11 protein-coding genes are annotated in these 14,103 nt (G+C 39.9%); 10 read left to right on the top strand and 1 reads right to left on the bottom strand.

Translation table 11 applies throughout. From position 1 onward, the window contains the following. Nucleotides 1-9: 9 nt before the first annotated feature. The 3 genes from FHT21_RS17350 (at nt 10) to FHT21_RS17340 (ending at nt 1,806) form a co-directional block, all read left to right on the top strand. Nucleotides 10-504, top strand: coding sequence for a hypothetical protein (locus tag FHT21_RS17350; protein ID WP_167296019.1), 495 nt, complete (start codon nt 10-12; stop codon nt 502-504). Nucleotides 505-806: 302 nt separating this feature from the next. After that, the gene (locus tag FHT21_RS17345; RefSeq protein ID WP_167296018.1) at nt 807-1,088 is read left to right on the top strand and encodes a helix-turn-helix transcriptional regulator; all 282 of its coding nucleotides are present in this window, start codon (nt 807-809) and stop codon (nt 1,086-1,088) included. Nucleotides 1,089-1,161: 73 nt separating this feature from the next. Next, nucleotides 1,162-1,806 carry an HD domain-containing protein gene (locus FHT21_RS17340; protein WP_167296017.1) on the top strand — a complete coding sequence of 215 codons (645 nt, stop codon included), beginning with the start codon at nt 1,162-1,164 and terminating at the stop codon, nt 1,804-1,806. A gap of 93 nt (nt 1,807-1,899) precedes the next feature. Here the strand turns inward: FHT21_RS17340 and FHT21_RS17335 are convergent, their stop codons facing one another. Next, nucleotides 1,900-2,049, bottom strand: coding sequence for a hypothetical protein (locus FHT21_RS17335; protein ID WP_167296016.1), 150 nt, complete (start codon nt 2,047-2,049; stop codon nt 1,900-1,902). Between the two features lie 7 nt (nt 2,050-2,056). Between FHT21_RS17335 and FHT21_RS17330 the strand changes: the two genes are divergently transcribed. From FHT21_RS17330 to FHT21_RS17300, 7 genes are all read left to right on the top strand, one after another. Next, entirely contained in the window at nt 2,057-2,419 is a 363-nt protein-coding gene (locus FHT21_RS17330) for a hypothetical protein (protein WP_167296015.1), read from the top strand. A 93-nt stretch (nt 2,420-2,512) separates the two neighbouring features. Next, nucleotides 2,513-3,769 (top strand): putative DNA modification/repair radical SAM protein, encoded by a 1,257-nt coding sequence (locus FHT21_RS17325; RefSeq protein WP_167296014.1) that lies wholly within the window; start codon nt 2,513-2,515, stop codon nt 3,767-3,769. A 29-nt stretch (nt 3,770-3,798) separates the two neighbouring features. Further along, nucleotides 3,799-4,563, top strand: coding sequence for a TIGR03915 family putative DNA repair protein (locus tag FHT21_RS17320; RefSeq protein ID WP_167296013.1), 765 nt, complete (start codon nt 3,799-3,801; stop codon nt 4,561-4,563). A 241-nt stretch (nt 4,564-4,804) separates the two neighbouring features. Continuing rightward, nucleotides 4,805-5,095 carry a co-chaperone GroES gene (locus tag FHT21_RS17315; protein ID WP_010599229.1) on the top strand — a complete coding sequence of 97 codons (291 nt, stop codon included), beginning with the start codon at nt 4,805-4,807 and terminating at the stop codon, nt 5,093-5,095. A 99-nt stretch (nt 5,096-5,194) separates the two neighbouring features. Then, nucleotides 5,195-6,829: a chaperonin GroEL gene (groL, locus tag FHT21_RS17310; protein WP_167296012.1), complete on the top strand. Its 1,635-nt coding sequence runs from the start codon at nt 5,195-5,197 to the stop codon at nt 6,827-6,829. A gap of 299 nt (nt 6,830-7,128) precedes the next feature. Continuing rightward, nucleotides 7,129-13,080, top strand: coding sequence for a PKD domain-containing protein (locus FHT21_RS17305; protein WP_167296011.1), 5,952 nt, complete (start codon nt 7,129-7,131; stop codon nt 13,078-13,080). Next, a complete protein-coding gene (locus FHT21_RS17300) occupies nt 13,081-14,100 on the top strand; it encodes a PorP/SprF family type IX secretion system membrane protein (protein ID WP_167296010.1) in 1,020 nt (339 codons plus the stop codon). Nucleotides 14,101-14,103: the final 3 nt, after the last annotated feature.

The following is a 14,103-nucleotide window of genomic DNA, read 5'->3' as shown; positions in this document are numbered from 1 at the left end:
TTGAAAAATATGGAATTTGATGATATGGACCACATGCCCGAATGGGAACATTTCAGCCGATTTGGCCGAGATGATGAGGATGAAGAAAATCTATCAAGTGTTGATGCGGAAAAGGTTAGGCTGAAAGTGACCAGGGCTAAAAGCCTTTATAACCAGGCAAGGGCCGTTTACAAATATGCCGCCCTGTTCTGCGAAACACTGGAAGGAGAACTGGCAGAAATGACCGCTAACTTAATTATGCAGAATGCCTTGATGTTATGCCCTAAAATTGTTGGGGCAGAAGGTGCAGATATGTATATTTTAAGAATGGAAAATGCATCTATTATCCGAACCAACTGCCGTGAATTAGAAACCCAGGTAAGAGCAGCAGATATGTTCGAAATCTGCACCCCAGAATATAAAGATATTGTTTTAGACGAAATTGAAAAATTCCGTATTCTCTTTATCGAGTGGGTTAAGTATTTCGAAAAAGACGAATTTGAAGATGATTGGGGGCTATATTAACCCTTAATAGTTAATTTTCATGTATTTTTTACCTCCCTCTTTTTGATTTGAATTACACGCTATGTGTTTCTAAATATACTGTAACGCTCCTATCCTTCTCTTCTATTTAAATCACGAAAAAACCACAAAAAACTGACTACCAATCAAAAACAAAACACCTAAACATTTAAGTTGTTTTTTTGTTATAACATTTATACTGTGTTTCTTGTAATTCTCAATAGTGTTAAAATTATAATTTAAAATCTGTTGGAGTGAAAGTTTCGTAAGTAATGAAATAACATTAAAAAATTTATCCCTTTTTTATGGAAGATGTATTGGCTTTAAAGACAAAAAGTGTAGCCGGGAATATCAGAAAAATTAGAGAATACAGAGACTATACTCAGGATTATCTGGCAGCTAAATTAAAAATATCTCAAAATGCATACAGTAAAATCGAGCTTGGTTATAGTAAATTAACCATAGACCGTTTATTTCAAATTGCAGCAATTTTAGAGGTTGAAGTATCTCATTTATTAACCCTTAACCACAATGATTTAATTAAAATTATTGCTGATGACGAGAGAAAGGCAACAGCGGCGAGTTAATGCTCAAGCGCTGTTGATATCATTTCTTTTACCCTGCAAATAATTCCAATACCTTTGGAATAAATTTAGGACTATGCAGGCTGCCATTCAAAAAACTATCGATTTTGTTAAAAAAACATTAGCTAATGCCGAAGCAGGGCACGATTGGTTTCATATTGAACGTGTTTTTAAAACCGCTCAAACCATTAATCAACAAGAAAATGGTGATGAACTGGTAGTAGCCTTTGCCGCATTGTTGCATGATATTGCTGATCCTAAATTTAATAATGGCGATGAAGAACTGGGACCGAATATGGCTGCTTCATTTTTAGCATCGATAGGTGTTGATGCTGCGGTTATTGCCCATGTTAAACTGATTATCCAGAACATGTCGTTCAAAAATAGTTTTGACGGTGCAGGTTTTACCTCAAAAGAAATGCAAATTGTACAGGATGCAGATCGTTTAGACGCTATCGGGGCCATTGGAATTGCAAGAGCATTTACCTATGGTGGATTCAAAAACAGGGTACTTTACGATCCAGCTATTTTACCCGAAGAACACCTCACTAAAGAAAGTTATAAAAATACTACCGCGCCTACCATTAACCATTTTTACGAAAAACTACTGTTGTTGAAAGACATGATGAATACTGAAGCAGGGAAAGCAATAGCCATAGAAAGACACAATTTTATGCTGTTATACCTGGATCATTTTTATAAAGAATGGGAAGGCAAATAACCCACAAAAAGACTATTATAAAATACCTAATAGTAAGTATTCCGAAACCATGCATTAGGGCTTAACTTTACAAAAATTAATCCTCATGCATCCTTATAAACTAAAATACCATAAAAATAGTGTTTTGTTAATCGCGATGGTTGGCATTCCTGTGTTCTTCATTTCCTTGATGTTGTATTGTCTTTTTAGTTTACCTGCATCGCTTTCCGAAACGTCCACCTTGATATTTGTTTCGCTATCCATTATTTTAATGGCACTTCTTTTATTATGGATTACCAAAACGCAGATTTTTGTACATAGTAAAATTTTAATCAGTGAAAAAGGCATAAGCTTTAAATTAAAAAGCACTTCTTTCTTATACCGGAGAACCGAGTTTTTTTCTGGATGGGAAAACGTAAGCAGTGTAACCGAAATGTTCGATAACCACAATGGAGGTTACTTTTATCAAATTGCATTTAAAAATCCTGATTTCGTAGCAAACTTTAGTCCACTTAAAAATCACGAAATAGAGGCCGACGGCTTCTTTTCTGAGCTGCAATACTATCAGGAAAGTTATAATATTGCGCACCAACTGCCAATAAGCAGAAAACTCAATCCTTCGAACAGTTTTTAGTTAACATTATTATTCCAAAATAGAATAGGTTAGGCAAATCTATTTGCTAATATTTTTAGTTATTAAACTATCTTTGTTAGTAAATACATCCCTATGTTCGACCGAATCCGTGAAAAATTAAATATTCTTGCTGACGCCGCTAAATATGATGTTTCTTGTTCATCAAGCGGCGGCACGAGAAAAAACACCAATAAAGGACTGGGCGATAGCCACGCATCGGGCATTTGCCATACCTACACAGAAGATGGCCGATGTGTTTCGCTTTTAAAAATCCTCCTGACTAACCATTGTATCTACGATTGTTTGTTCTGTGTTTCGCGCAAAAGCAACGATGTAAAACGTGCGGCCTTTACCGTAGATGAAGTGGTAGAACTGACCATGAATTTTTATCGCCGCAACTATATTGAAGGCTTGTTCTTGAGCTCAGGAATCTTCAAAAATGCCGATTTTACCATGGAACGGCTGTTGTTAGTCGTTAAAAAACTGCGTTTGGAACAGAACTACAACGGCTATATCCATTTAAAAACCATTCCGGGTGCCAGCGATGAACTGATTAAGGAAGCTGGCTTATATGCTGACCGAATGAGTATTAATTTAGAAATGCCAACAGAAGCCGGCTTGAAGCTTTTGGCTCCCGAGAAAAACCACGAGGAAGTAATTAAACCTTTGGCTTTTGTGCAGCAGCAGATTAGCCAATTTACTGCCGATAAAAAACTGATCAAACACGTGCCAACATTTGTACCTGCAGGACAAAGCACACAGATGGTTATTGGCGCCACCCCGGAAAGCGACAAAGATATTATGTACACCGCGAATACCTTTTACAAGAATTTTTCTCTAAAAAGAGTTTATTATTCGGGTTATGTACCCATTAGCAACGACACCAGGATGCCTATACTTGGTACGCAACCTCCATTGCTAAGAGAAAACAGGTTATATCAAACCGATTGGTTAATGCGGTTTTATGGCTTTAAAGTGCAGGAAATTTTAAACGACGCCAACCCAAATCTTGATATTGATATCGATCCAAAATTAAGCTGGGCAATTAGAAATATGCAGCATTTCCCTGTCGATATTAATACGGCCGATTATAAAATGATTCTCCGGATACCGGGTATCGGCGTAATGTCGGCCCAGAAAATTGTGCAGGCCAGAAAGTTCGGAAAACTCAGGATTGATCAGTTGAAAAAAATCGGCGTAGCTTATAACCGGGCCAAACACTTTATCGTTTGCCTGGATAGCCCCTATCAACTGAAAGATTATCAGGGTACACAGATTAAGGCTTTTATTTTGGCCGAAAGCCGGAGCAAATATTTAAAAACAGATAGCAACCAGATGATTTTGTTTTAAAAACGCTACGATCTAAAAAATAAATCCCAATGACCTACATTTTCGATGGCACTTTTCAAGGTTTATTAACCGCTGTTTTCGAATGGTTTGAACGTAAGCCTGGAAAAGTTGTGCTAAAATCTACCTCAATTTTTCAGCCTGAAGCTTTTGTAGAAAGTTTTACTGTTAGCAGCAACGCAGAAAAAGCAGATCGGGTTTGGGCAGGGCTGCAAAAGAAACTCAAAAAGGATTGGCAACGCAAATACTATTGCTCCTATTTATCAGAAATACCCGAGGCCTACAACCACATCTTTCAGTTTACCGTATACATTTTTCAAAATCAATTGGGTGCAGAAAGTAATTATGGCAATCCGCATGTAATTGCACTGGCCAAATATGCCAAAAGCGTAGAAAGGGAAAAACACAGAATGGAAGCATTTATCCGTTTTCAAAAAACTGGTGATGGGATATTTTATGCCAATATAGATCCTGATTTTAATGTACTGCCTTTAATATCCAATCATTTTAAAAACCGTTATGCCGATCAGCCCTGGGTGATTTACGATTTAAAGCGCAAATATGGCCTGCATTATAATTTAACAGGCGTTGAAGAAATTACGATCAGCTTTAGTAAGGGTGCAGATAAGCAAAATCTTGCGCCAGTTTTAATGGATGAGAGTGAGGTATTGTACGCCACGCTTTGGAAAGATTATTTTAAAAGCGCCAACATTGTTGCACGGAAAAATACCAAACTGCACCTGCAGCATGTACCTAAAAGATATTGGAAATATTTAACGGAGAAAGTTCCCATTTAGCTAACAAGAGTTGAGAACGCTAATAGCATACCGGTTAATAAGTTGTCGACACTGAATATACATACAATAAATCTGGCTAAAAAAACTAAAACTTACTGCCATGCTGACACCCACATCCTCAATTAGCGTGAAAAGTTTGACAGTTTGGTGAAAATTTGTCCCGCTAAACCTCTTGGCATAAAAAGTGTTAATTGTAAGCTTAGTTAAAAACTCAAATCAAAATAAAAAAATAATAAAAGTTATGGCGTTAAACCTTAAACCAATTGCTGGCAGTTCGAACAGAGTAATAGTTGAACCAGCTGCGGCAGAAGAGAAAACTGCATCAGGTTTGTATATCCCTGATACTGCAAAAGAAAAACCATCTAAAGGAACTGTAGTTTCTGTTTCTGAAGAAGATGCTGAAGGTAAAAAAGCGAGTGTAAAAGTTGGTGATGTTGTAATTTATGGTAAATACGGCGGTACCGAATTCCCTTACGAAGGTAAAGATTACTTAATTATGCGCGAAACTGATATTTACGCTGTTGTTGGGTAAAATTAAAATGTTGCAACGTTGTAATGTTGTAATGTTATATAAATCGGAGGGTGAAATGTTTCAACCTTCCAACATTAAAACTTTAAAATATTCTTAAAAATGTCAAAACAAGTAAAATATAACGTAGAAGCACGCGACGCCCTGAAAAGAGGTGTTGATATTCTTGCAAATGCAGTAAAAGTAACTTTAGGTCCGAAAGGCCGTAACGTAATTATCGATAAAAAATTCGGTTCACCAGCAATTACTAAAGATGGTGTTACCGTTGCAAAAGAAATCGAATTGAAAGATGCCGTTGAGAACATGGGTGCTCAAATGGTTAAAGAAGTAGCTTCAAAAACAGCTGATATTGCTGGTGATGGTACTACTACTGCAACTGTATTGGCTCAGGCAATTATTACTACAGGTATTAAAAACGTTGCTGCTGGTGCAAACCCAATGGATTTAAAACGTGGTATTGATAAAGCAGTTGCTGCTGTTGTAGAAAATTTAAAATCTCAATCACAAGCAGTTGGTGATGATAACAATAAAATTAAACAAGTTGCCTCTATCTCGGCTAACAACGACGAAGTTATCGGTGCTTTAATTGCTGAGGCAATGAGCAAAGTTGGTAAAGATGGTGTAATTACGGTTGAAGAAGCAAAAGGTACTGAAACTGAAGTTAAAACAGTTGAAGGTATGCAATTTGACAGAGGTTATTTATCTCCATATTTTGTGACCAATGCAGATAAAATGGAAGCTGAATTAGATAATCCTTACATTTTAATCTACGACAAAAAAATCAGCAACATGAAAGAATTGTTGCCTGTTTTAGAAAAAACCGTTCAAACTGGTAAACCATTGGTAATCATTTCTGAAGATTTAGATGGTGAAGCTTTAGCTACTCTTGTAGTTAACAAAATCCGTGGTTCATTAAAAGTTGTTGCCGTTAAAGCTCCAGGTTTTGGTGATAGAAGAAAAGCCATGTTAGAAGACATTGCAATTTTAACTGGTGGTGTTGTTATATCTGAAGAAAGAGGTTACAAGTTAGAAAATGCCGATTTAACTTACTTAGGTTCTGCAGAAAAAGTTGTTGTTGACAAAGACAATACAACTGTAATTAACGGCGCTGGTAACTCTGAAGATATTAAATCTCGTGTTAGCCAAATTAAATCTCAGATCGAAACGACTACATCTGATTACGATAAAGAAAAATTACAAGAGCGTTTGGCTAAATTAGCTGGTGGTGTTGCTGTTCTTTACGTAGGTGCAGCTAGCGAGGTTGAAATGAAAGAGAAAAAAGACCGTGTTGATGATGCTTTACATGCAACGCGTGCGGCTGTAGAAGAAGGTATTGTTGCTGGTGGTGGTGTTGCTTTTATCCGTGCGGTTGAAGCTTTAGCGAACTTAAAAGGCGTTAATGAAGATGAAAACACGGGTATCCAGATCATCCGTCGTGCTATCGAAGAGCCATTACGTCAAATTTGCGAAAACGCAGGTATCGAAGGTTCTATCGTAGTTCAAAAAGTTAAAGAAGGTAAAGCAGATTTCGGTTATAATGCACGTACTGATGTTTACGAAAACTTAATTGGTGCTGGAGTTATCGATCCAACTAAAGTAAGCCGTGTAGCATTAGAAAATGCAGCTTCTATTGCTGCGATGTTATTAACTACAGAAGTTGTTTTAGCAGACGAGCCTGAAGAAGGCGGTGCTCCAATGCCTCCAATGGGCGGCGGCGGTATGGGTGGTATGATGTAATACCATCTTATAGCGAAACGATTTCGTGTAAAAATATTCCCTCAAGGCTTAATGCCCTGAGGGTTTTTTTATGCCCTATTGCTATCAAAAACGAAGCTTTATCAATTCTATAACCCATTCATTTAGTTGATGTTGATGTAAAGTTTTATAAGCGTAGCATAAAAATCACGTTCTTTGCATTCGAATATTTATTGACGCGTCTTAGGCCGAATACTCATTTCTGAGATTGGATTTAAAGCAAGATTTAACTAGCAAAGCTTCCAGAACGCAATAAAATCATTCCCTAGTGTTAGAGATTTATGAAGATTCATTGTAAAAGGAAATGGATTTCTTTTGTCCTATTTTTTGGGGCATTTTTGTGTACGTCAACAAGTTTTGCCCAAGTTAATATTGGCGCGGTAGATCCTGGGCCGTTTACACCTGGCAGTACAATTGCTGTTCCTTTTACCGTACCTACGAGCTGTATATTACAGAACAATCAATTTCAGCTCTATTTATCAGATCAAAATGGAAATTTCGGTACCGAAACCCTTATTGGAACTTACACCGGTTTTTATAGCACTTATATAAATGGTATACTCCCTGTTGGCCTTACCCCAGGTACTGGCTATAGCGTAAGGGTAAAAACAACCAATCCAATATCTGTAAGTGCGCCCTCGTCGACATTTGAAATAAAGGCAGGGGCAGCGGTTGAGGCCAAGCTAACTTCAACCTTGTTAAATGTGGCAAATGATGAAACTTTTGGCACCTGCACCAGTAAGCCCAATAACTCGTTCTTTCTAAAAAATGAGTCTACAGCAAACAGCTCCGTTACTGCCACCATAACCGACGAAGTAAATGGAGGGGCGCCATCCCAAATCGCCTTCCCTACAGCAATACAAAGCTTTACAGCACAACAAGCACATTACACCATTTATACCAAAGCAGTAATGCCTGATGGTTCGGTTGCAACCAAAGCATACCTGCTGATCAACAACAAAGCGATAACAACCTTTGCCAACACCGGAAATACGGCACAATGTTTACCTACGGCTAATTTTACCTTTAATGTAGATGTTTCCTCGAGTTCGGGCATTCAAAACAATTTCCCGGGAGATATTTACACCATCACATGGGGTGATCAAGCTACAACCACACACACCCTTTGCGAAATTATTGCTAATGGCGGGAAGGTAACGCATCTTTATGACAGATCATCTTGTGGAAGTGTTTCTACATCGAGCGCCGGTACCATTTATAATGCCTTTGACATTTCCATCCGCGTATCCAATGCTTTCTGTAATACCATGGGTACGCCAGTTTCTTCTTCAGCAAAGGTGGTCGTAAAGCCGATAAACTCGTTCACTTATAATACACCAGGCTGTACCAATGCAAATATCACATTTGTTAACACATCTGTTTTGGGTGAAAACCCAACTACCAATACTCCAGGCTGTACCCCAAATAACATTACCTATAACTGGTATGTGGATGGTGTAATCATAGAATCTGATAAGCCAAAATCATACAATTTTGTATACAGCTTTCCTACCCATGGAGAATATACGGTTACATTAACGTCCAAAAATCTTTCAACCGATTGCGATGCCGAACCGGCCAATAACAAAATTTGTATCCAAGATCCGCCAAAGCCTGATTTTAGCTTGCCTTCAACTACCATTTGTTCTGGAACAACGTTAAAAGCAACTGATCTTTCTATTTTAGACAATATCTGCAATGCCGCTAATAACTATTCGTGGTCAGTTAGTCCAGCTGTGGCTTTTACAGGTGGCACAAATGCAGCAAGCAAAGAACCAGAGTTTAATTTTACCAGCCCTGGCACTTATACCATTACTTTAAGTATCAGCACGCCATCATGTGGCATAATCCCCAGTCCGCCCCAAACTGTTGTGGTTAATGAGGCTCCTGTAGCCACGCTATCGCCTGATATTACCCTGTGTAACCTGGCCACTTACGATTTTAACAATACCACAACAGGTCCCACCAAAACACTAATTAGCGGAACCACTCAGGAACTACCTGATAGCTATACCTGGACAGTTACCCCATCGGGATCAGGAACTTATAGCTTTACTGGTGGCACAACCGCGAATTCTAAATATCCATCAATAAAATTCGATAGCTACGATACTTATACGATAAAGGTTGTCCATAAAAATAATTGCGGAACGGCCGAAGATACCCAAACCTTAACCTTCAGCACGGCACCCGTAATTAGCGCAGGGCCTGACCAAAGCATTTGTTTTAACGATCCCGGTTTTACACTTAGCGGAACCATAACTGGCGCCACCACTACACAAACCTGGATTGGCGGGTTAGGAACATTTACGCCTAGCAGAAACGATTTAAACGCAACCTATGAGCCAACCCCAGCAGAAAAAACAGCAGGGACAGTTACTTTACGGCTAAGGGTTACTACTGCACTGGCCGCCCCCTGCAACCAGATTGACGATGATATCATCTTAAAAATAAAACCCAATATCAGTTTAACCAGTGCAGCAGCTAAAACCATCTGTACAGGTAATAGTGTTGCCTATACCCCAACTTCTGCGGTAGCGGGCGTAACCTATACCTGGACCGCTACTGGAAGTGCATCTGCAACCGGCTATACCCCCAACGGAAGCGGATCTATTAACGATGTCCTCACCAATACCGATCTAAATACTGATGCAAGTGTAACTTACATCATCACTCCCCATTTTGATGGCTGCGATGGAACGCCATTTAATTTTGTAGTTACCATTAAACCTAACCCTATTGTAACACCAACTGCAGCCAATACAACCATCTGTAACGCTACTTCATCGGATATTACCTTAGCAACAAACCTAACAGCTGTAAACTATACCTATACCAGTACGGTAACTGGTGCAATAACCGGAAATAGCAATAGAGCCGTGGCATCGGCAGGAGCGCAGATTAACGATATTTTAACTAACTCAGGTACTAGTCCAGGCACAGTAACTTACACCATTACGCCTGTATCTACAAATGGCTGCCCAGGTACACCCGCCAGCGTTACCATTACAGTTTTGCCAAGCGTAACACCGCCAAATGCCGGCCCGGATGAAGCGATTTGCAACGCTACTACTTACACGTTAAAAGGAAATACGCCAGTGGTTGGCACAGGCAAGTGGGCAATCGTTACTGCGCCAACAGCCGTAACTTTTGCTGATGATACACAGGGCCATACAACAATTACTGGTTTACAGGCCGGAAATGCTTATACCTTTAGATGGACAATAAGCGACACTAACTGTTCTACCTCCAATGATGATGTTCAGATCACGGTTAATCCCCTCAGTGTTGGCGGCACAAGCACAGGTGACGTAAATGTATGTGCAGGTGCAAATGGTGGAAACATCAATTTAACCGGCCAGGTTGGAAATATTATCCGTTGGGAAAGATCTATCGATAACGGGGTAAACTGGTCTACCATTACCTCAACAGCAAATCCTTATGTATATTCGAACCTCAGCATCACCACACAATACCGTGCGGTAGTACAAAGTGGCAGTTGCGCAGAAGCCACATCAAGCGTAACTACAATTACTGTAAATCCGGGCACAGTTGCAGCAAACGCAGGCGCAGACCAAAGTTTATGTAGTGGGAGCAGCATTATCCTAAATGGAAATAATCCTGCACCTAACAGTGGTACCTGGACCATCGTATCGGCTCAAGCGGGCGTTGTAATTACCGACCCTAGCCTATATAATACTTCGGTTACTGGTTTGGTTCCTGGGCAAACTTATACCTTCAGATGGACCATTTCTGGTTTTAACGGCTGCCCTCCATCTGTAGATGATGTTACGGTTACCTATTACTCACCTGTTACCAATAATATTGGGCCATCATCAGCACCAATTTGTGCAGGCCAAAGCATCACGATTACTGGTGATATGCCAACTGGTGGAACAGGAACATACGCCTACCAATGGCAGAGCAGTGCCGACGGAAATACCTGGAGTAATATTCCTTCTGCCATCAACAAAGACTTAAGCCTAATTGTAAACACCTCAACCTACGTCAGAAGAGTGGTGAACAGCACCTGTACTTCAAATAGTAATTCGCTACTGATTACTGTTTTGCCAGGCTTAACGAACAATACCATTTCTGCTGATCAAAACATTTGTATTGGCACTGCAGCTACGACTTTAACTGGTACTACGCCAAGCGGCGGTAGCGGCACGTACACCTACCAATGGCAATCGAGCCTAAATGGAACGGCCTGGAGTGATGTATTGGGCGCAAATAGTGTAAGCTTTACGCCCCCAACACCAACCGTAAGCATTTATTACCGTCGATCGGTAGCTAGCGGCCCTTGCAGTAACAATTTAAGCAACCAGATTAAAATAACGGTTAATCCGCATGCTCAGGCGGAGATTACCTACATTAAAAATGTTGATTGCGCACCTTTTATTCTAAATGCAAGCAATATCGCTGCAACATTATATCCTGATAGAAACAGTATTTATACCTGGTTTGCCAATAATGTACAGATCGGAGTAGGAGCAACATTTCCAGGTTATACCATCATGAATGGCGACGAAAGCGTAACCATAAAACTCGTTGTTACCAGTAGCACGGGTTGTAATCCAGACGAAAAAAGTGAAGTATTTAGCACACTACCGATAGTTACACCATCATTTACCACAAGTCCAACAGAGGGATGTGGCCCGCATCCCGTAAGCTTTACCAATACCACAACTCCAATTGATGGCGCCACTTACGAATGGATTTTTGGTAATGGAACAAGGTCTTTTTTAGCTCAACCACCACCTCAAATTTTTCAACCAGATGTAAATGGGGAAGATAAAACCTACACAGTTACTTTAAAAACAACCCCACCATGTGGTCCCCCAGTTGAAAAAACTGTAGACATTGTTGTGCATGCAAAACCTATTGCTCAATTTTTTCCTGATAAAACAACCGGATGTTCTGATTTATTGGTAACCTTTAAAAATACCAGCCCTACAAGCACTGGCACCACTTACACCTTCGATTTTGGAGATGGTAGTGATCCGAAATCATACCCTGACCGAAGAGATGTAAGTTATACCTTCAAAACAACGGAGGTAAAAGATTTTGTGGTAAAAATGACGGCTAAAAATAGCTGTGGCGAAACAAGTGCAATTCCTATTCTAATCAGGGTTTCGCCAAATAACATCATTCCATCTTTGGTAGTTAATGGAAACGAAAAAAGAGGCTGTGCGCCTCATGAGGTGCATTTGATTAATAACACAAGTGGTGCCAGCCGTTTCGTTTACACTTTTAAAAACGAAGATACTGGCGAAGAATTACCTCCGTTTATACCTACTTTAAGAAACCAACCTTATACCTTTTTTAAACCAGGAAGATATACCATCAGACTAGATGCTGAAAATGATTGTTCCAAAAATTTCGCCACAGAAACCGTAACGGTTTTAGAATCGCCAACAGCCGATTTTACAGCAGACAGGACAGTAGGCTGTACCAACCTTATTGTTAAATTTAAAAACAATAGTAAAGGTGCAATAGCCTACACTTGGGATTTTGGCGATGGTTCTCCAAAATCAAGTGAATTTGAACCACAGCATACCTTTCCCGGTTCAGGAATAAATTATACCGTTACCCTAACAGCCTCTGGCACTGAATGCAGCACTCCTGTGAGTAAAACCGATTTTATCCACATTGTTGCCCCACCAGTCGCTACATTCACTGTTATGCCGGGTAACGAAGTATCCATTCCCAATTATTCATTTGCCTTTAAGGATATCAGTACCGACGCCGTAAGCTGGGAATGGACTTTTGGTGATGGATCGGGATCAACCCTACAAAACCCTAACCATACCTATGCCAACGAGGGTACTTATACTGTAACGCTGAAAGTGCTGAACAAAGAAGGTTGTTCCTCCAGCACTTTTCAATCTGTTCGGATTATCGGTGTGCCTGGCTATCTGAACATCCCCAACTCTTTTATGCCTGCAAGCGCGAAAAATGAGATTAAAACCTTTAAGGCAAAAGGCCGGGGCATAAAAGAATGGAACATGTCTGTTTTTAACAAATGGGGAGAGTTACTTTGGGAAACAACCAAATTGGATGATGGTGCGCCGTTAGAAGGTTGGGACGGCACTTATAAAGGCCAGGATCAGCCACAGGGTGTTTATTACTGGAAAGTAGATATCAAATTTATTAATGGCAGCGATTGGAAAGGGATGACTTACGATTCATCTCCTCCTAAAAAAACAGGTGTAATATATTTAATCAGATAGATGATGGGGAGAAGGATAATCATATTTTTATTTTGTTTGCTGCCAATGGTTTCGTTGGCGCAAGACCACATTTACTCGCAGTTTTACAATGCACCCATTTACCTAAACCCGGCGTTAACAGGACAGTTTGAAGGCGATATCAGGTTTAACGCTCTTTACCGTAACCAATGGACAGGTTTGGCCAGCGATTATTCGTACATGACGGCTTCTGGGGATCTCAACCTACATAGATTAAACAGTGGTATCGGGGTTATTTTTAACCGCAGTAGCGAGGGTACAGCCTACCTGGTAAAGAATAACATAGCCTTAAGCTATTCCTATATCATTGGTGGAGATGACTTTGCGCTCTCGTTTGGTTTGCAGGGGGGCATTACAAACCAAAAGCTAAACTGGGATAAACTTGTTTTTGGCGATCAAATTGATATTAATACAGGTTATATTCCGGGCAGTATTTCAGGCGCCGAAAGGCCAAGTGTAGATAGTCGGTATTATTTCGATTCCAATGCCGGTGCTAATCTGGTGGTAGGAAAATTCATGCTGGGATTAGCAGTGCATCACCTCAATCGTCCGGATGAATCCTTATCGGGTTTTCAGGCCAGGTTACCCATGCGCATTTCAGGCAATTTAAGTTACAAGTTAACCTTAGTACCTGATGAGTACGATCGCGATGGAAATTACCTCATTCCATCCATCGTTGCCTACAAACAAGGCAACGTAAAATCTTTCAGCGCAGGCATGCAATATAAATATGCCGGTATAAATGCAGGCATCTGGTACAGAAACGATGGCAATTCAAACGGAAATGATGCAATTGTATTTTCGGTAATCTTCGATATTTTTAATCGCAGAACCAATGGCGAAAAATTCAGGTTAGGAATCAGTCACGATGCTACAATTTCTAAAATCAACTATAGTAACACGGGCGGAACATCCGAAATTGGCGTAGGTTATGAAAAATACTTCCCAAATAGTTCAAATGGCGGCAGGGCAAATGGCTTAAGATGTTACGATTTTTATTAATTT

The sequence above is a fragment of the Pedobacter sp. SG908 genome (genome assembly GCF_011759615.1).
GTDB lineage: Bacteria > Bacteroidota > Bacteroidia > Sphingobacteriales > Sphingobacteriaceae > Pedobacter > Pedobacter riviphilus.
The sequence above is the reverse complement of the archived record's forward strand: the minus strand, read 5'-3'. Positions and strand labels throughout refer to the sequence as shown.